Here is an 18,399-nt window from a genome sequence, read left to right as displayed (position 1 = left end):
AGGAGGAGCTTTTTTATTTACTAGTTTCTTATTTTGGATTTTATTTTAGTACGTCTTGTCACCGTTAAAAATAGAGTTCTTAACAATCACATAATCTACGTGACGAATGGAATCTAATTTCGTTCCACCTGCATAAGAGATAGAGGACTGAAGGTCTTGCTCCATTTCGATCAATGTGTCTTGTAGTGAACCTTTGTGTTCAACCACAATCTTCTTGCCTTCTACATTCTTCTTCTCGCCTTTTTGAAACTCAGAAGCAGAGCCGAAGTATTCTTTATAGAGCTTACCATCTTTTTCAATCGTTTCTCCAGGAGATTCTTCATGACCTGCAAAGAGGGACCCGATCATAACCATCGTGGCACCAAAACGAACTGATTTAGCGATATCGCCATGTGTACGGATTCCACCGTCGGCAATAATAGGTTTCGTTGCTGCTTTGGCACACCAGCGAACAGCAGCTAATTGCCAGCCTCCTGTACCAAAACCGGTTTTAATCTTCGTAATACAAACTTTCCCTGGTCCAATGCCAACTTTTGTTGCATCAGCACCAGCATTTTCTAATTCACGTACAGCTTCTGGTGTTCCAACATTACCTGCAATGACAAAGCTTTCAGGTAACAGTTTTTTGATATGTTGAATCATTTCGATTACTGCATTTGAATGACCATGTGCAATATCGATTGTAATGTATTCAGGCATAAGGCTTTCGTCTGCTAATTGTTGAACAAAGTTATATTCTTCATCTTTCACACCGACACTAATTGAAGCAAATAGGCCGCGTTTATGCATATCTTTAATAAAATCAAGACGCTTTTCTGGCTCGAAACGATGCATAACATAGAAGTAACCATTTTCTGCTAAGTAAAGAGCGATGTTCTCATCTATAATGGTCTGCATATTTGCAGGTACAACTGGCAATTTAAAAGATCTTCCGCCTAGCGTTGTTGTTGTATCACATTCTGAACGGCTATTAACAATACATTTTGCAGGGATTAATTGAATATCTTCGTAATCAAATACATTTTCCATAGGTATTCACCTCTAAATACGAATATTGTGGTTTGGGTGTAACATAAATGTTCGACCCTTAGGTACTTTACAATAGTTTGTTTATGATGTCAATCAATTAATAAAAATCCGTAATTTCTATAGGACTAAGGTTTTGTAAATTTTTTCTAAAATATCCTTCAATTATGAAAAAATTAATATTATTTTTCGGAAAGTCTCTTATAATAAAAAGGTATGTAAATAGATGGGAGTGAAAAAAATGTCCTTAATCAAATTCCTGTTGGACAGAAAAATTTTTGTGGGCCTGATGGTTGTCTTCATATTTTTCATTGGTTTTTTCTCGGTAACTAAGTTAGACCAAGAATTATTTCCACCGATATCTTTTGATATGGCATTGATTCATGTTGATGCAGGTGAACTTGCGACATTGGATGTTGAACAGCAAGTGACCGAACCTATTGAACAAGTATTAAGCAATATTGACGGTGTTGATTCATATGAATCCTCTTCCTATATAGGGCAAAGTGCAATAACAGTCTTTATTGAAGAGGGTAGAGGTGACGAAGTATTTAAGGTGATAGAATCTCAAACGTTACCACTCCAAGCGCAGCTTCCGGCTGTCAATCATCTAGAAGCTTTACAATATTCAACAGAACAACCATTTGATTTCTTTATGTCTATTTCAAATGGATCAATCGAAAAGATGTCCCAATTTGCTAAAGAGGTCGTGAAACCACGATTGGAACAATTGCCAGAGGTTCGTGAAGTTAGGTTTGAAGGACTCGAAGACTATGAAGTTACTATTCAGCTACAAAAAGATACAATGGAAGAGTTGAACTTAGATGTAACTCAAGTAAGTCAGTTCCTACAGCAATCTAACATTATCACATCGTTAGGAACTTTTACGGAAGAAGAGAATGAACCTATCATTCGCTGGGACACAACATTTGAAAAGATTGAACACGTTGAAAATTTGACCATGCCTACATCGGATGGGATGAAACATTTGCATGAAATAGCCGATGTTTCATTAAAGGTAAGTGAAGGAAGTACAGGCGTTTGGAAGGATGGCAGTAATGACTTTATCTTTACTCAAGTTGGTCGTGTATCCAATGTGACCCAAATTGAAATGGCAGAAGCGGTACGGAATGAAGTAGAAAAAATGAAAGAAGAAGGCCTTGTAAATGGCTTCGATTTTGACTACATTGTTTCACAGGCTGACTACATAGCCGATGCGATTGATGGGGTAACTTATAATATTTTGTTAGGTGGATTGCTCTCTATCCTTACATTAATCGTATTTCTTAGAAACGTAAGGGCCACATTGATCATTGGCATTTCTATTCCTGCTTCTATATTACTAACGTTCTCTAGTATGTGGATTCTCGGATATAGTTTTAATATTATTTCTTTAATCGCATTAGGGTTAGGAATTGGAATGATGGTTGATGCTTCGATTGTTATTATGGAATCAATTTATAGAAAAAAAGAACAAGGGTTAGGTAATCGGGAGGCTGTCTTAAAAGGAATTAAAGAGGTGGCAACCGCGGTATTTGCTTCAATGTTAACGACGATCGTTGTCTTTATACCGATTGGGCTATTAGGTGGAGAAACGGGTAAGTTTATGATGATCTTATCTGTTGTTGTTATTGTTACATTGGTAAGCTCAGTCATTGTTTCGTTTACTCTCATTCCATCGTTATGTGAGAACTTTTTGAAAGTAAGCTCGAAACAAAAAGAAATAGCGGAAAACCGAACAATTCGATCTTATGGGAACATCCTTTCGTGGATGACAAAAAGGAAGAGGAGAAGATACGGAGTGGTTGGCTTGTTTGCTGTCATGTTTATCGGTTCACTCTTTTTAACGACGAAAATTCCGATGACCGTCATGCCTGATGTATTTAACCGCTATTCTGAAGTTATGATTACTCTTGAAAGTGGAGTCACTCCAACGGAAAAAGAGGAAATTGTAAGTCAGATCAACAATAGCCTTGAAAACATTACCGATGTAAAAGAGAGCTTTGTCTTAGACCAACTTGACTATTTATATCTTTTAATTAACATGACAACTGGTGAAGAGGTTACGTTAGAACAGAAAGCTGTAAATGAGCAGATTTTTAACGAATTAAGGATGTTAGAAGAGCAATTTCCAGTTGAAAGTGTTTACTCTGCTTTAGATGAAGGTGGTGGTGGTTATCCTATACAACTAGAAGTTGTAGGTGATGATTTAGAAAGATTAAAGGAGCTAGCTATTTCATTAGAAGAAGAGTTAAATCAAACCAATGGGATTGTTGGATCAAAGCGAACTTCAGAAAAGCACGTTGAAGAGCAACTGATTGTTTTAAAAGAAGAGGAAATGAAAGAAGATGGCTTAACAGCTTTACAGCTTCTTCAGGAGATGGATGCTAGTCAAACAAAACAACCAATTGGTCACTTACTTGATTCTGATGTAACGCCTATTTACATTGAATCAGAAAATTCCCTCGTGAAAAAATCAGACTTATTAGATCTTGAAATCGAGACACCACAAGGTCAGAAGTCATTATCTGACTACATTAAGCTCGAAACGACCATGATGCCAACACAAATTGATCGAAAAGACGGACAGCGAGTTGTGAAAGTATTAGCAGATATATCAGATCGAGATTTAGGTTCTGTAAATCGTGATGTGCAAGCACTCATTCAACAATTTAACACCCCAGAAGGATATACGGTTTCAATTAGTGGGGACCTAGAAGCGCAGCAAGAAGCTATTCAAGATATGTTACTTATTTTAGGAATTGCTGTCTTCTTAGTGTATGTTGTGATGGCTGTTCAATTTAATCATCTCGTTCACCCAATCATTGTCATGACGATCATTCCCATGACAATAACTGGTGTCATTCTTGGACTGTTTGTTACACAAAGGGAACTAAGCATTATGTCAGCAATGGGGGTTATCATGTTGATTGGAATTGTCTTAAACAATGCCATCCTTCTAATCGACCGAACGAAGCAGTTGCGTCTTGAAGAAAAGTCGATACATGAAGCGGTCATAGAGGCAGGGAAGAATCGCATTCGTCCCATATTTTTAACAACATTAACTACAGTAGCAGGAATGTTTCCACTTGCGATATCAACAGGGGTTGCTAGTAATTATCAAGCGCCGCTTGCAACAGTTGTAATTACTGGGTTGTTATTTTCTACCTTGATCACGTTATTGCTGATACCAGCTGTTTATATGTTGTTTGATGATGTGGCAAGGGGGATGAAGAGACTCTATAGGAAAAAAGAAGACTTACCGAACACGTCGTCCACCCGAAATCAAAACCATTAAAATACATGTCTCAAAGCCTCTTTGTACGTACAGAGAGGCTTTGATGTTATGCTGTAACCGAGAATCTAGAAATGTGGGACTCATTAATCTGAAGAAAATGGGACAAATTAAACGTATCTTTACTATATAGGAGCGGTGACCTTGTCTCAAATGCCTATAAATTTAATGGTTGTCCTTTTCATATTATTAATATTGTCCGCCTTTTTTTCATCAGCTGAAACAGCCTTCTCAAGTGCGAATAAAATTAGATTGAAAAGCTATGCAGATGAGAATAGACCAGGAGGCGTAAGAGCTTATTTCATCTCTCAGCACTTTGATCATGCCCTTTCTACGATCTTAATTGGCAACAATTTAGTGAATATTGCTGCTGCTACAATCTCGGCACAGGTTGCAACACAATTGTTTGGTGGAAATACCGGGTTGTTGATTAGTACCATTGTTATGACCGTTCTGATTCTGATTTTTGGTGAAGTTTTACCGAAATCATTAGCGAAAGAGAATGCCGAATCCTTTGCTCTTAAAATTTCAACTGTGTTGATCTTCCTGATGAAAATTTTTACACCTTTAACTTGGTTGCTAGTTCAACTAAAACAAGTAGTGACAAAGTTCGTAGCAAAATCAGAAGGAAGTCCTTCTGTCACAGAAGAAGAGTTAAAAGAAATGTTCTCGATAAGTCAGGCAGAAGGTGTGATTGAACCAAATGAAAATGAACTTCTTCATAATACGTTAGAGTTTAATGATATCAAAGTAGTAGAGGTGTTAACCCCACGTACAGATCTGATTGCAATTGACATGGCGATGTCAATTGAAGAAATCACTCATATTTTAATACGAGAACGGTTTTCTAGGTTACCTGTATATGAAAATTCAATTGATAATATTGTTGGAGTATTATCAGAACGGGATTTTCTTAAGGAGTTAGTTACAAAGAAAGAAGTAGACCTAAGAAAAGTAATACGAAAGCCGCTGTTTGTTGTCGAGACTTTAGGGATAGCAGCCCTTTTACCCATGCTACAAAAGAATCGCGTACATATGGCGATTGTCATAGATGAATTTGGCGGTACATCCGGTATTGTCACTCTTGAGGATATATTAGAAGAGCTAGTTGGCGAAATTTGGGACGAGCATGATGAGAAGACAAAGGAAGTAACCAGACTTGGGCCAAATGAATTTGAATTTTTCGGTGATTTTCCTTTAGATGATTTTGCAAGAGTTGTTCAAGTAGTAAGGCCAGCCAGTCGAAATCATTCACTTGGTGGATGGCTAACAGAGGAGTTTCATTATGTGCCAGATGTGGGCGAGGAGTTTCTATATGAAGGGGTGACATTAACGATAACGGAGGCAGATCATCGGAGGATTGTAAAAGTTAGGGTTTTAGTAACGGAAGGAACGCTAACATAGTTTTCTGAAAATATGTAAAAAAACAGTAGTGAAATGAAGCAAATAGTTATAAAATAGTAGTAATACTAATATGGAGTGTGATGTTTAGATGGACGATGTTCCGTCGAGTTTGATTGCGTTGTTTATCGTGTTATTAGGTTTGTCTGCCTTCTTCTCCTCAGCTGAAACGGCATTTTCGAGTGTCAATAAGATCCGCCTAAGAAATTATGAGGAGGAAGGGAGGCTGGGGGCTAAGAAGGCTGTTAGCATAGCTGAGAACTTTGATAAGACGCTTTCAACTTTGTTGGTAGGCAATAATTTAGTGAATATTGCAGCAGCAACGCTCTCTTCACAAATTGCAATCCAACTGTTTGGCCCGAGTCTTGGAGTATTTATTAGTACATTTGTTGTCACAATTTTAGTTTTGATTTTTGGTGAAATAATTCCTAAATCGTTAGCGAAAGAGTATGCAGAAGGCTATGCATTAAAAACATCGGGAATTCTATTTTTGTTGATACAGGTGTTCTATCCAGTAACTTGGGTGTTTTTACAAATAAAAAATCTTGTTTCTTTATTTGTTAGAAATAAGGAAAGCACACCATCTGTCACAGAAGAAGAAATTAAAATGCTTGTTCAAATTAGTGAGGATGAAGGTGTAATTGGAAAAAATGAAAAGGAAATGGTGCATCGATCTTTGGAGTTTGATGATATTATCGTACACGAGATCTTAAAGCCACGCCCAGATATGATTGCTGTAGAGGTTCGTCAACCAATATCTGAAATAAAGGATGTTTTTTTAAAAGAACATTTTTCACGTATTCCGGTTTATGAAGGTAGTATAGATAATATTATTGGGATCTTGTCTGAGCGTGATTTCTTGACAGCATACATTGTCGATGGTGAGGATATCGACTTGATGTCCCTTCTTAGACAGCCTTTATTTGTCGTTGAATCTATGAAAATTTCTTCCTTACTTCAAGAACTTCAAAAACAAAAGATTCATATGGCCATTGTTATTGATGAATTTGGTGGCACATCTGGTTTGGTTACGTTAGAAGATTTGTTAGAAGAACTTGTTGGTGAAATTTGGGATGAGCATGATATCCGAGTGAATCAAGTGAAACAAGTGGGGCCATCTAGTTATGTGATTGACGCGGATTACTCTATCGATGATTTTGCTCGTTTTGCCAAAATTGATGCACCGATCACCTCTAATCATACGTTAGGAGGATGGCTGATTGAAGCATTTCAACGCATCCCAAAAGAAGGAGAAGAGTTTTTGTATCAAAATTTGAGGCTGATAGTGGAAAAAGCTGAAGAAAAAAGAGTACGCCAAATCCATGTGAAGATGAACATGAAAAATGAAGAAGTTGAGCCTAAAGCTGCTATTTGATGACAATTAATGAGTAAGTATCCTATTTATAAAAAGGAAAAAACATCCGTAAAAGGGTGTTTTTTTTAATTGAGAAAAAGGTAGATATCAAAGAAAATAAGTAGAGTTCATTACAAATAAGGAGCGTGAATAAATGAGTTCAAAACAGATGAACGAAGTATATTGGCTCCGGATCATTGCGTGTTTGAGTGTTGTCCTTATTCACGCTGCGAGTAGAGTACTAGCTGACTATTCTGTTGCAGGGGATGAACGTGTTGTATATCGAACTCTACAGGTCATGTTATTGTACGGAACGCCAATGTTTATTTTAATCTCGACCATGGTCATGACTCATGCTTATAAAGATGATATACCAAAGGGTTTTTTGAAAAGGAGAATGAAGTATATTCTCATCCCTTATTTTGTTATGGCGACATTTTATGCTGGTGATAAATATTATCGGTTTCATTGGACATTTACTGAATTTGCCCGTGAAGTCTTGTATAACTTCACTGGACAGTGGCATGGGTATTTTATATTGATCATTTTTCAATTTTATTTGATACATTTGCTATTTGTAAAATATATTAAGAAATTTAAACCGACTTACGTCTTAATGGTGAGTTTTCTCATTAGTATAGGGTATTGGTTGAGCTTATATTTTCATTTTATTGACTATGTTGCTCACTCGAGTTACTTAACATTATTTTTCTCGCGAATCGTGTTTGTTGGCTGGCTCTTTTATTATGTGGTAGCTTATTACTGTGGTCGACACTATGAACGTTTTGTTAAATGGTTGAATCAACATGGGAAGCTTATCCTAATTGGTGTGATGGCATCATTTGGATTTGTTCAATATATTTATCATTCGGGAATACTGATGCGAGTAACGTCCGCTCGATTTGATTTGATTCCATATACAATTTTGTTGTTTTTTTTCTTGTTTTTATTCGTTTCAAAAAGAAAGCAGGTCCCACAGTGGGTGGCATCGTTTAGTGGCTATTCTTTTGGGATTTATTTGCTTCATCCGTTTGTTCAAACAGTTGTGAGCAGAAGATTCCCTTTCAACGAAACAACTGAATTAAGCTATTTGATGGTTCAATTTGTAGCTGGAGTTCTCATCCCCATCTTTCTAATTAATCTTATTTCTCAATTACCAATTGGGGAGTTTGTTGTCGGGAAAGTGCCTAAAAAGAAGGTTATTGGAGAAACAAAATGGCCAAAAGTGGCATAACCTTAATTACTCTTTTAATATGGTTGTCTGACACAGGGGAGATTAGCCAGGTGTCAGGCTTTTTATGATGAAATTAAGACTTACTGATGATTCCAAAAAAAGGTACCTCCATGTTAAAATGATAATTGATATAATTCATTTGTGAATGCTAATTTTGTATTCTTGTATAAGAAAAAGCAATTTTTTATTGTGTTACATAGATATGTGGTTGCGTTAGGGGGGATAAGTATGATGAACAGGTATGAGCAAGCATTAGAGGATATGCTATGGTTTGCAAGTCAATCAATAGGGACAAGAACCCATTTTGTGAGTCATATTGAAGAGACATTTAAAGTCATAAAGGTTTTTAATCAGAATGGTTGTTCCTTGGAAGAAGGAGTAGAATTACCGAAAGACCACGCTATATGAAGTCTTATTCCAAGTGATGGTCGGGAACCATTAATTATAAATGATACGAAAAAAGATGACAGAGCAAGTGTTTTTGATGCGATTTATGAAGCAAGAATAGGCTCTTATTTAGGAATGCCTGTTTATCTTTCAAATGGGAAATTATTTGGAACGGTTTGTGCGATCGATCCTGAACCCTATGCTTTTACTGAGCAGGAAATTGAGACGATTAAGCGTTTATCCTCTGTTGTGTCAGTTATTATAGAAAACGCAGGCAAATCAAGCTACGATGAATTTGATGATAAATTGATGAGACTGGAGAAGTTGTCTATGCTTGGACAGTTGTCTGCGGGATTGGCGCATGAGCTTCGCAACCCAATGCAATCTGTAAGGGGATTTGTTCAATTTTTATTTGAAGATCAAAAAAGTAATCCTTATAGAGAGATTGTTTTAAGTGAAATGGACCGGATGAATCAACTCATCAATGATTTTCTGATGGCGACTCAACCAACGGCTCCGAAAAGAGAATATTACAATGTTAATGATCTTGTAAGTGAGGCTGTTGATTTTATGAAAAATGAAGCTACACTTCATAACATAGATATCACACTATTAGTTGAGGTCCCAAAAGCAATCGTGCATGTGGATAAAGCGCAGATTAAACAAGTGTTGATTAATTTAATAAAAAATGCGATTGAGGCTTCAAGTGATGAGGATGGGAAAGTTGAGATTGCTTTGAGAATGGACAATCATCAAGGGGTTGTTATTGAAATTGTTGATAATGGACCAGGTATACCTGTTTCAATTATCGGAAGAATTGGTGAACCATTCTTTTCGACCAAAGAGGAGGGAACGGGATTAGGACTATCAATCTCTCAACGAATCGTGCAAGAGCATAAAGGGACGATTCGTTTTGAAAATTTGGTAGATGGAACAAAGGTATCGGTGATACTGCCTGTTGATGGAGAATAGGTATAAGCATAAGAAAGGAGGTGTCTTAAAATGTCTGATTTTGACGTTTTGAGACACCTCCTTTTCATGGGATTACCTTTCGAACAAAGTCTTCCCAGAAATAATTACTTGACCTTCTTGATTAACTCCCTTAAAGGAAATACGCACTTGAGAACAAGTCCGTTCATAAATTTCCCCAGAAATAGTAAGCGAATCTCCAATGAAAAGTGGATGGAGGAATGAACTTTCGAATTCTTTAATAGACCAATGGTTTGTTAACCAAGGGGCGATAAGTTTGGTACTTATCCCCATCGTCATCATTCCGTGGACAACTCGTTCAGAGAATCCAGCGTTCTTGGCTGCCTGTTTATCGAAGTGGATAGGGTTAAAATCCTCTGCCATGTTCCCATAAGCTGTAATCTGATTCTCTTTAATTTCAGAAATATAAATGATAGGTAGCTCCATTTTACCACCTTACTTTTTTATTAGTATAGTTGTACAAGCTCTTGCTTGAATAGAACCGTTATATGAAATAATCAACTCATGAGTGGAGCGTTGCATGCTGCTATTTTTGCTGTGTACATCCTTTAGGTCTAGTAAACGAATGATACACTGGTAGGTTCGATTAGCTACCAGTGTGTAAATATATGAAAAGTGTTGCTTTGTCTGCACGACAGATTCTATACCATCTAACCAAGGAACATTTATAAATGACCAAAATATGATCGGCATCGTTGGAGGCATAGGGATGTCATCATATCCGGCCATTTTGGCCGCATCGATGTTAACATAAATAGGTGTGTTGTCATGGATCGTATTTACATAGGATGCAATCATTTCTCTTGTGATGGTGGCGTTTATAGTTTCTGTTCTTGCGCCTGTCCATTTCTGATCAATCATGGTTCCCCCTCTATTCTATCAATTCTACTAAAGTGGCTAAGCCTAATCCGCCACCTATCCCTAAAGTAGCTAGACCGCGTTTGAGGCGGTGACGTTTCATTTCTGTGTATAATCTCGTTATTAATATCGCTCCCGATGCTCCGTATGGGTGACCAATCGCTAAAGCTCCACCGTTCATGTTTACTTTCTCAAGTGGAATGCTAAGCTCTTTTAAACTCGCAAGCACCTGTGAGGCAAAGGCCTCATTAAATTCAACAATATCGAGGTCATAAATCGAAAGTTGTTGGCGTTTTAGTAGTTTTCTAACAGCAGGAACGGGTCCTACTCCGAGATAATTTGGATCAACTCCTGAGCTGGCAGCATCTACAAAACGTAAAATAGGTTGTAAGCCTAGTTTTTGACATTTGTCTGAAGACATAATTAAAACAATCGATGCTCCGTCATTAAGAGGGCAAGCATTTCCTGCTGTTACAGTTCCATCCTCTTTAAAAACAGGAGGGAGGACACCGAGCCTCTTTATTGTTAGATTTCTTCGTGGGCATTCATCGATTGTTTGACCTTTGACTGGAACAATCTCTTCATCAAAATATCCGGACTCAATGGCGTGAATTGCCTTGGATTGACTATGGTAAGCAAATGAATCTTGATCTTCACGTGAAATGTCGTAAACTTCAGCGACATTTTCTGCAGCTAATCCCATACTGGGGTCACCTATTTCATCTGGTGAAAAACGTGCTCTCATAAATAATTGGGGTCCTTTTGGATCGTGCAGGGTAGAGGGCTTCGCCAACTTCCATGGTGCTAGACTTGTACTCTCCACCCCACCTGCTAAATAAATGTCTCCAGCGCCCGCTTGAACAAGCCGAGCAGCAATATTGACAGCTTCTAATCCAGATCCACATTGACGGTCAACGGTTATTCCTGGGACAGAGAAGGGGAGACCAGCTGTGAGAGCGCACAATCGTGCAAGGTTTCCTCCAGGCCCAACTGCATTTCCGAGGATGACTTCATCAATGGATTCTAGATCTAGCTTGTATTCCTTCACAATCTGTTGAATTAGAGGAGCGGTTAAATTTTCAGGAGGAACGTTCTTAAACATTCCTCCTGACTTTCCTACCGCCGTCCGTTTGGCTGCTACAATTACCGCTTCTTTCATTATCTCACGTCCTTGCTGCAATTTTATGTTCTATTAGCTTGATGACTTGTTTTCTAGCTATTTTCTGGCTTGTTGTGTAGGGGAAGTTTGTCAGTTCAATGAACTGTTTTGGGCATTTGTAAGAAGCGAGGTGATGTTTGCAATGCTGTATTAGTTGCTTGTCAGCCAGGTATGTTCCCTTATGCCATTTTATGACAGCTACAAGTTTTTCACCCCAATAGGAATCATTTAAACCGATGACGATGACTTCATCAATTTCAGGAAGAGAAGATAAAACCTTTTCCACTTCCTCTGGATAGATATTTAATCCTCCACTAATAATCATATTTTTCTCTCGGCCGACTAGAGTGATATAGCCTTTTTCATTCATAAAACCTAGATCACCGACTGTAACCCAATCTCCGTGGAACACTTCGTTAGTTGCCGCTTGCTGATTGTGGTAGCCACTAAAGAGTAGTTTGCTTTTTACAAAAAGTTTTCCGATTTCTCCTGCTTTTGCTTCCTTGCCATCTAGCCTTCTGATGACCACTTCTACTCCTGGTACAGGGCGACCAACAGATTCAGAATGCTCATGGTAGCCTTTTTCATCTAAAACACTTACTAAACTTAATTCAGACGCTCCGTAAAATTCAAATACTTCTGCATGCGGAATCACTTCCTTGGCTTTTTGTTTTTCCTTTGAGTGCCATTTGGCCCCAGCTGAAATAACTTTTTCTAGATGTTTAATCGGGATTTTAGTTTTCACATATACCTCATGCAATGCTGAAAACATCGTCGGAACGAGATATAGAATTGAAATGGGGTTTGTTAATAATGTTTGATGTACGGCATTTGCATCGAATTTCTTAGTGATGTAGATTGTTGCACCAATGTGAAGTGCGTGAAGAGCCGCATATAGAAAATGGGAATGTACAAGCGGACCTGGTGCACAAATAACGTCTTCTGCTTTAATATCAAACACCTGATTACTTACTGAGAAGCTATGAATCCATGAAGATTGCGCTCGGACATATCCTTTTGGTTTACCAGTTGTACCTGATGTATAGCCAATATAAAATAGCGGGTCTTCTGTGATTACGGGATCTGTTGTCAATGAGGACCCCTTTTTCTCGATTAAATCTGCATAAGATAGGCTATCTATTCTAGGAAAAACTAACTCACCAATAATTAGATCAGGATTGCAGTCGGTTAAAATATAGTGAAGGTCATCCTGTTTCCATTTTGAATCAAGAGGAATGGCGATAGCCTCTATTTGACTAATAGCTAAAAAGGTCGTTAAAAACTGTTGATCATTCTCTAGTAAAAAGGCAACCTTTTTTCCCGTTGGTGAACCAAGAACTGTAGCTATTTGTTGCTTTAAGAAGTTGATATCTTCATCTAGTGCTTTGTATGTGACGGATTCTCTATCACAGTAGATGGCAACTTTCTCGGGATGCGCAGCCGCTGTTTGTTTAATTGTTTTACCTATCATCATTTCGTGAAGCCACTCCTTTTTGATCTCATTCCCTAGAAGGTTATCCCTAGGGACGGTCCTGTTATCTTTTTGACTGTTAAGCTGTTTTATGTAACTTCGTTGATTTATTAATGAGAGGGTAGGCTCTCTTAATTTGCATAGCAGTGATTCCTGCAATGATGGCTTTTGTTACATCACCTGGAACATATATAAGTGCTTGAATAGCCGCAGTAGTCCAAGGGATTCCTGAAATGAAAGAAAGATAGCTAATTCCACACACATATACAAGGAGGATGCCTCCAATGATATTGAAAAGAATAAATCGCGCAATATTCATCTTATGCCAATACTTCTCAACTAAAAAACCGATCACATAGGCAGCGAATGGCCAGCTTAATATATAGCCGCCACTTGGTCCGAAAAGCACACCAACTCCCCCGCGGCCACCAGCAAGAAGAGGGATGCCAATTGCAACGAGAGCGACAAAGATACCAAGGCTAAGTGCTCCGTTTCTTGCCCCTAAAATCGCACCTGCAAGCATAACGCCTAAAGTTTGAGCCGTAATCGGAACAGGAGAGATCGGTAGCGTAATAGGTGGCAATATTCCTAGAGCTCCAACAACAGCAGCAAAAAGTGCAGCAAAAATCATATTTCGTAGTTTCATAATATTCCCTCATTTTAGTATATTTTTGAAGTGAGCTTTTCTCGTAGTATAAAAGGGAGGGGGATTTAATGTCAACATAATTATGTATTTTGGTTAACAATAAGGGCAGGAAAATATGGGACATGCTATGAAATTCAAATGAACAGAATTCATTTCTCCAATAGTGGGTTGTGTAATTTCTCATCCTAGAAACCCCCTTCGTTTTAGCCCAGCTAAAAGTATACGATAGAGAGGGTTTCTTAATAACATTAATTATCGTGATTAATCACATCGTATTCATTTTCTAAATCAAACCCAAACCCTTCATATAAGTAACTCAAAACATCGATTAGACTGATCCAAGAAGTATCACATGTAACCATTTTTTTGTTTTTATAGCTAACGACCTGATAAGCTTCGTCTTTTTGGTATGTATAGACAAAATAAAGATGCCGATACTTTAGTCCGAGTTCTTTTACTTTTATTTTTGAGATCGGTTTCTCCACTAAAGCAATAAAGTACTCATCGTCGTTTCTTCTTATTATTTGAATGCCTCCCAATTGCTCTACAACGGTGATATTATATTCAATTCCTTGCCAAACTATTTTCCAATCATCTTTTTTAAACAAAGTGTTCACTCCTAGAAAAAATAAGCTTTTTCTTTCTGTACCCGAAATTTCAGTTGTTAAAACTGTTAATTAAATAAATTAATAATCAATCATATAAAACGATACTGCGAACAATGAGTAGAGTCATTCCTACAAAGCTAAGAAAGCCAGGAATCTTTCAACCTGACTTTCCTTAGCTTATATTCATGAATCGCTTCAAAGTTAGTTCTCTAAAGGCTTATAAGAGGGCTTACGAGGCACCGTTTCGCTTGTTTAGTCGAGCTTTGTCAAAACTCTAATCCATTCCTCCCTCTTGTAGTTATTAAAGGAACTTGACCTAGGAATTAAGTAATGCAGAATCATTATTCTTTCCAAGCTTAACCAGTATAAACGAACGAATATTCGTATTTTTGTATTTTAATAGTGATGAACATGATAGAATAATAAGTGACATATATTCCATAATTATCCTTGAAGTGCTAAGCTCATAAGTATTTACTTCACAAAAAAAGCCTTGCCAGTCGTATTGCTACTGTGTGGGCTTTTTTTGTAAAAAGGAGGCGATAATTGTGTTGGAGTGGCTAGAGCTTATTTTAAAATTGTTAGTGCTTGTTGCCACAGTTTTCTCTTCCATCACTCTCGGATTAAAAAATATAAAAGAGCTTAGAAAAAAAACTAAAAAGAAAAGACGATTCCCTTAAGGAACCGTCTATAGAAAAACGAAAATATTCTACCCGACTATTATAATACTTGTTTAGCTGAATGATGCAAGAATTTTTAAAATGTAACAAAATGTTTATATTGGCAGTGAGGTACTTAGGGTAAATGGAATATATGTCGCCATTATTATTCTTAAGGGAGGAATCACATTGAGTAAAGTAAGTTTAATCCCCTATACTGTTCAAACTGTCATGCAAGACACGAAAGTAATTCCACCTGGTATTGAATTAATCGAGGCGCCTTCTGTATGGGAGCAAGGATATTCTGGAGATGGAATCGTTATTGCTGTTCTTGATACAGGGTGTGATTCCGATCATTTTGAACTAAAAGATCAAATTGTTGATGGGTATAATTTTACAACAGATGATAATGGTGATCGAACCGTTTTTGAGGATTATAATGGCCATGGTACTCATGTTTGCGGAACCATATGTGCTGCTGAAAATGACGCAGGTGTGATTGGGGTAGCACCTAAAGCAAAACTCCTTGTTCTGAAAGTGTTATCAGGACAAGGGTTTGGAGATACTAAATGGGTAACTGATGGCGTTAGATATGCGACAAATTGGAGGGGAGAACATGGCGAGCGAGTACGTGTGATCTCTATGTCACTCGGTGGGAGAGAAGATAGTCCTGAGTTGCATCAGGCCATTCAAGAAGCAATTCAGCAGGATATCCTTGTTGTTTGTGCTGCTGGGAATGAAGGCGATGGAAATGATGAAACAGATGAGTATGCTTATCCAGGTGCATATCCGGAAGTGGTACAAGTCGGTTCGGTGAATTTACAAGAGGAAATGTCTAGATTCAGCAATACGAATTGTAAGATTGACCTAGTTGCCCCAGGGGAAGAAATTCTCTCTACCTATCTTAACAATGAATTTGCGGTGTTATCGGGTACATCAATGGCGGCACCACATATATCAGGAGCAGTTGCTCTTATTATTGAACAAAGTGAGAAGGAGTTTGATCGATCATTATCAGAGGCTGAACTTTACGCTCAGCTTATTAAAAGAACGGTTTCATTGAATTATAGCCGGCGCTTTCAAGGTAATGGCATGTTGAAATTAGTATCTAGTTTAGTTACGGCGAAAATGGAGCATAAGATAACCTCTACAAAATAATAAATAACAGAGATGATAATCCTGCTTGTTTTCTTGAGTTATGAAAGTACAGAAGAGAAAGGGGGACTATAAGATGTCCCAAAGGGATCTTTTTACCCCTTTGGGACTTTCTGTTTTATCAATTCATAATGTTATAAGTAATATTAGGATTTTCCTAGAGTCTGAGGCGTTTCCTTTTTCTCTGCCACTGCAGTAGACGCGGGCTTAAACACGGATGCAATCATAATAAGCCCACTCACCGTAGCAATTCCAACCAAAACTTGCAACGGGAAACTCCAACTCAATCCACCTCCAAAGAAAAATAAATCTTTTAATCCTTCAATCATAAACCGCATCGGTAACCATGAATAAATCCAATCTCTGTAAAAAGGAGACATGAACTCGGGTGCCATTGCAAGAAGAGGTGCACCAAAAAAGAGTGTGAGAACAAATAGGACAATTCCCCTGATCCCAATCCAAGAGAGGACGGCTGAGATCATCAAGAAAAAACTAAAATAAGTAATTGAAAGAAACACGGCGGTATCCACATAGGACGGGACATCGATCCCGACAACGCTAGATGCAAACCATGACAATCCCAATCCTGCAACTAGAGCTATTACCAAACCAATTATAATTTGCCCACATTTTATTAAGAAGTTTTCCTTTCGATTTACAATAGGTATTTTACTTATAACTAAAAATAAAATAGCAGCTCCTGCCATACTCGACATCCAAAGTGGTTGAAAAAGGGATACAGGCGCATTGCCGTTCATCGTGTTTTGTCCTGGTGCATTAACATGAGTTACTTGTTTAATAATGGGTGTTACTAGAGCTGAAGCTTGTTCAGGTGTTAGTGTTTCTCCTTGCCTTTGAACGTTATCTAAAATGTCTGTTCGAATATTTTCGTTAATAGAATCGACGATTTGATCAAATGCTTGAGTAATCATTGTACTTGCCATCGGATTCATCCCACTATTCACAAGGAGTTCAACCTTCGGAGGGGTTGGTTGTTCCGTTTGAAGAGTGGTTTGATTCTTGCTAAAGTCTTCTGGGATAATGAAGGCTGCGTAATAATCTTTTTGATCTAATTTTTCTTCCGCAACTTCTCTACTTTCCACCATCTCCCACTTAATGAGAGGATCTTCATCTGATATCCCCTCTATACTCATTACATTTGAAGCAATGACTTCACCAAAGTATTTGGTGCCTTGATCGGGGATAGCCACTCCTTGGTCCTCATTTACGAAAACGATGGGGATATTTTGGGGAGTAGGGTTGACCGTCGGTATCAGCGTTAGGGAAAAAATAAAAAGGACGGTTAAGACAATGAAAGGTGTTGCTAAGATCAGTTTGTTTTTGAACATGTTCATGAGAGCTCCTCCTTTGTTGTCCAAATTTATGGACACCGTGTTGATTAATGAATACAATGTAAATTATAATTTCTATAGTAAATAAAACAATGATCAATACATTCGGGAATGATGAGTACTACACACTTTAAAAGAAAGTGTTCATTAGTTTGCAGAATTATTATTAGGGGAGGTGTTTTTTTTGGCAGAAAGAAAAACGGATAGACGAATTAAACGTACAAAAAGGTTGATTCGAGATGCACTTACAGATCTAATGGAGGAAAAAGGATTTGAGGGGATCACGGTAAGGGATTTGACAGAAAAGGCAGATATTAACCGTGGAACGTTTTATCTTCATTATCAGGATAAATATGATTTATTAGAGCAGAGTGAAAATGATATCATTAAAGGGATCGAGGCGATAACTGAAGACATTAATAGGTATGATTCAGATCTATTTATCAGCTCAAGCGAGTACGATAAACCTACTTCATTTATCATCCGATTATTTGAATTTATTGCTGACAATTCAAACTTTATGAAGGTAATCATAGGTCCAACAGGAGATCCTGCTTTTCAGGGGAAACTAAAAGAAGTAATGAAGAATAATATTTTGCGAAAAAAGGAAAGTCAAATCGAAAATAACCAAATGCTCGTACCAATGGATTACTTTATTGCTTATGTTACATCAGCGCACCTTGGAGTAATACAATATTGGTTAGAAAACGGGATGAAAGAATCTCCAGAAGAAATTGCAATGGTGTTAAGCAAGACGCTGCTGCTCGGGCCAGCTCGAGTAGCAGGATTAATTAAGGACTAACA

Annotated in this window: 17 protein-coding genes; 9 read left to right on the top strand and 8 right to left on the bottom strand. The window is 37.7% G+C overall.

Annotated elements, in window-relative coordinates; genetic code table 11:
- Positions 1-45: 45 nt before the first annotated feature.
- Positions 46-1,029 carry a GMP reductase gene (gene guaC, locus LQ50_RS03050; RefSeq protein WP_034625994.1) on the bottom strand — a complete coding sequence of 328 codons (984 nt, stop codon included), beginning with the start codon at positions 1,027-1,029 and terminating at the stop codon, positions 46-48.
- A gap of 238 nt (positions 1,030-1,267) precedes the next feature.
- Here guaC and LQ50_RS03045 point away from each other — a divergent pair, with 238 nt between their 5' ends.
- The 6 genes from LQ50_RS03045 (at position 1,268) to LQ50_RS03020 (ending at position 9,669) form a co-directional block, all read left to right on the top strand.
- Positions 1,268-4,324 carry an efflux RND transporter permease subunit gene (locus LQ50_RS03045; protein ID WP_034625991.1) on the top strand — a complete coding sequence of 1,019 codons (3,057 nt, stop codon included), beginning with the start codon at positions 1,268-1,270 and terminating at the stop codon, positions 4,322-4,324.
- 141 nt (positions 4,325-4,465) lie between these two features.
- Positions 4,466-5,725 carry a hemolysin family protein gene (locus LQ50_RS03040; RefSeq protein WP_152608142.1) on the top strand — a complete coding sequence of 420 codons (1,260 nt, stop codon included), beginning with the start codon at positions 4,466-4,468 and terminating at the stop codon, positions 5,723-5,725.
- An 88-nt stretch (positions 5,726-5,813) separates the two neighbouring features.
- Complete coding sequence (locus LQ50_RS03035; protein WP_034625988.1) at positions 5,814-7,097, top strand: hemolysin family protein; 1,284 nt, start codon at positions 5,814-5,816, stop codon at positions 7,095-7,097.
- Positions 7,098-7,230: 133 nt separating this feature from the next.
- Positions 7,231-8,310, top strand: a complete 1,080-nt coding sequence (locus tag LQ50_RS03030; RefSeq protein WP_034625985.1) for an acyltransferase family protein — start codon at positions 7,231-7,233, stop codon at positions 8,308-8,310.
- Positions 8,311-8,538: 228 nt separating this feature from the next.
- Complete coding sequence (locus LQ50_RS24810) at positions 8,539-8,718, top strand: hypothetical protein (protein WP_034625982.1); 180 nt, start codon at positions 8,539-8,541, stop codon at positions 8,716-8,718.
- Positions 8,719-8,724: 6 nt separating this feature from the next.
- Entirely contained in the window at positions 8,725-9,669 is a 945-nt protein-coding gene (locus LQ50_RS03020) for an ATP-binding protein (protein ID WP_308417913.1), read from the top strand.
- Between the two features lie 72 nt (positions 9,670-9,741).
- On the opposite strand, the gene LQ50_RS03015 is transcribed toward LQ50_RS03020, so the two are convergent.
- From LQ50_RS03015 to LQ50_RS02990, 6 genes are all read right to left on the bottom strand, one after another.
- Positions 9,742-10,113, bottom strand: coding sequence for a MaoC family dehydratase (locus LQ50_RS03015; RefSeq protein WP_034625980.1), 372 nt, complete (start codon positions 10,111-10,113; stop codon positions 9,742-9,744).
- A 9-nt stretch (positions 10,114-10,122) separates the two neighbouring features.
- The gene (locus LQ50_RS03010) at positions 10,123-10,548 is read right to left on the bottom strand and encodes an FAS1-like dehydratase domain-containing protein (protein ID WP_034625977.1); all 426 of its coding nucleotides are present in this window, start codon (positions 10,546-10,548) and stop codon (positions 10,123-10,125) included.
- A gap of 10 nt (positions 10,549-10,558) precedes the next feature.
- Entirely contained in the window at positions 10,559-11,704 is a 1,146-nt protein-coding gene (locus LQ50_RS03005; protein ID WP_052144549.1) for a thiolase family protein, read from the bottom strand.
- A 4-nt stretch (positions 11,705-11,708) separates the two neighbouring features.
- A complete protein-coding gene (locus tag LQ50_RS03000; RefSeq protein WP_034625973.1) occupies positions 11,709-13,178 on the bottom strand; it encodes an AMP-binding protein in 1,470 nt (489 codons plus the stop codon).
- A 76-nt stretch (positions 13,179-13,254) separates the two neighbouring features.
- Positions 13,255-13,821 carry a biotin transporter BioY gene (locus LQ50_RS02995; protein WP_034625971.1) on the bottom strand — a complete coding sequence of 189 codons (567 nt, stop codon included), beginning with the start codon at positions 13,819-13,821 and terminating at the stop codon, positions 13,255-13,257.
- 248 nt (positions 13,822-14,069) lie between these two features.
- Positions 14,070-14,429, bottom strand: a complete 360-nt coding sequence (locus tag LQ50_RS02990; RefSeq protein WP_034625968.1) for a hypothetical protein — start codon at positions 14,427-14,429, stop codon at positions 14,070-14,072.
- Between the two features lie 548 nt (positions 14,430-14,977).
- On the opposite strand from LQ50_RS02990, the gene LQ50_RS26195 reads away from it, so the two are divergent.
- Positions 14,978-15,109 carry a hypothetical protein gene (locus LQ50_RS26195; RefSeq protein WP_272913696.1) on the top strand — a complete coding sequence of 44 codons (132 nt, stop codon included), beginning with the start codon at positions 14,978-14,980 and terminating at the stop codon, positions 15,107-15,109.
- A gap of 210 nt (positions 15,110-15,319) precedes the next feature.
- Entirely contained in the window at positions 15,320-16,246 is a 927-nt protein-coding gene (locus LQ50_RS02985) for a S8 family peptidase (protein ID WP_052144557.1), read from the top strand.
- A 143-nt stretch (positions 16,247-16,389) separates the two neighbouring features.
- Here LQ50_RS02985 and LQ50_RS02980 read toward each other — a convergent pair whose 3' ends face one another.
- Positions 16,390-17,592 (bottom strand): YhgE/Pip domain-containing protein, encoded by a 1,203-nt coding sequence (locus LQ50_RS02980; RefSeq protein ID WP_034626088.1) that lies wholly within the window; start codon positions 17,590-17,592, stop codon positions 16,390-16,392.
- A 187-nt stretch (positions 17,593-17,779) separates the two neighbouring features.
- Here LQ50_RS02980 and LQ50_RS02975 point away from each other — a divergent pair, with 187 nt between their 5' ends.
- A complete protein-coding gene (locus LQ50_RS02975) occupies positions 17,780-18,397 on the top strand; it encodes a TetR/AcrR family transcriptional regulator (protein WP_034625966.1) in 618 nt (205 codons plus the stop codon).
- Positions 18,398-18,399 lie beyond the last annotated feature (2 nt).

Source organism: Halalkalibacter okhensis (assembly GCF_000787375.1).
Lineage (GTDB): Bacteria > Bacillota > Bacilli > Bacillales > Bacillaceae_D > Halalkalibacter > Halalkalibacter okhensis.
The sequence above is the reverse complement of the archived record's forward strand: the minus strand, read 5'-3'. Positions and strand labels throughout refer to the sequence as shown.

Bases quoted from the DNA above. Each gene is read 5' to 3' on its own strand.
- LQ50_RS02995 (WP_034625971.1), bottom strand. From the start codon at position 13,821: ATGAAACTACGAAATATGATTTTTGCTGCACTTTTTGCTGCTGTTGTT.
- LQ50_RS03005 (WP_052144549.1), bottom strand. From the start codon at position 11,704: ATGAAAGAAGCGGTAATTGTAGCAGCCAAACGGACGGCGGTAGGAAAG.
- LQ50_RS03000 (WP_034625973.1), bottom strand. From the start codon at position 13,178: ATGATGATAGGTAAAACAATTAAACAAACAGCGGCTGCGCATCCCGAG.
- guaC (WP_034625994.1), bottom strand. From the start codon at position 1,029: ATGGAAAATGTATTTGATTACGAAGATATTCAATTAATCCCTGCAAAA.
- LQ50_RS02980 (WP_034626088.1), bottom strand. From the start codon at position 17,592: ATGTTCAAAAACAAACTGATCTTAGCAACACCTTTCATTGTCTTAACC.
- LQ50_RS03015 (WP_034625980.1), bottom strand. From the start codon at position 10,113: ATGGAGCTACCTATCATTTATATTTCTGAAATTAAAGAGAATCAGATT.
- LQ50_RS02985 (WP_052144557.1), top strand. From the start codon at position 15,320: ATGCAAGACACGAAAGTAATTCCACCTGGTATTGAATTAATCGAGGCG.
- LQ50_RS03035 (WP_034625988.1), top strand. From the start codon at position 5,814: ATGGACGATGTTCCGTCGAGTTTGATTGCGTTGTTTATCGTGTTATTA.
- LQ50_RS24810 (WP_034625982.1), top strand. From the start codon at position 8,539: ATGATGAACAGGTATGAGCAAGCATTAGAGGATATGCTATGGTTTGCA.
- LQ50_RS03010 (WP_034625977.1), bottom strand. From the start codon at position 10,548: ATGATTGATCAGAAATGGACAGGCGCAAGAACAGAAACTATAAACGCC.
- LQ50_RS03030 (WP_034625985.1), top strand. From the start codon at position 7,231: ATGAGTTCAAAACAGATGAACGAAGTATATTGGCTCCGGATCATTGCG.
- LQ50_RS03045 (WP_034625991.1), top strand. From the start codon at position 1,268: ATGTCCTTAATCAAATTCCTGTTGGACAGAAAAATTTTTGTGGGCCTG.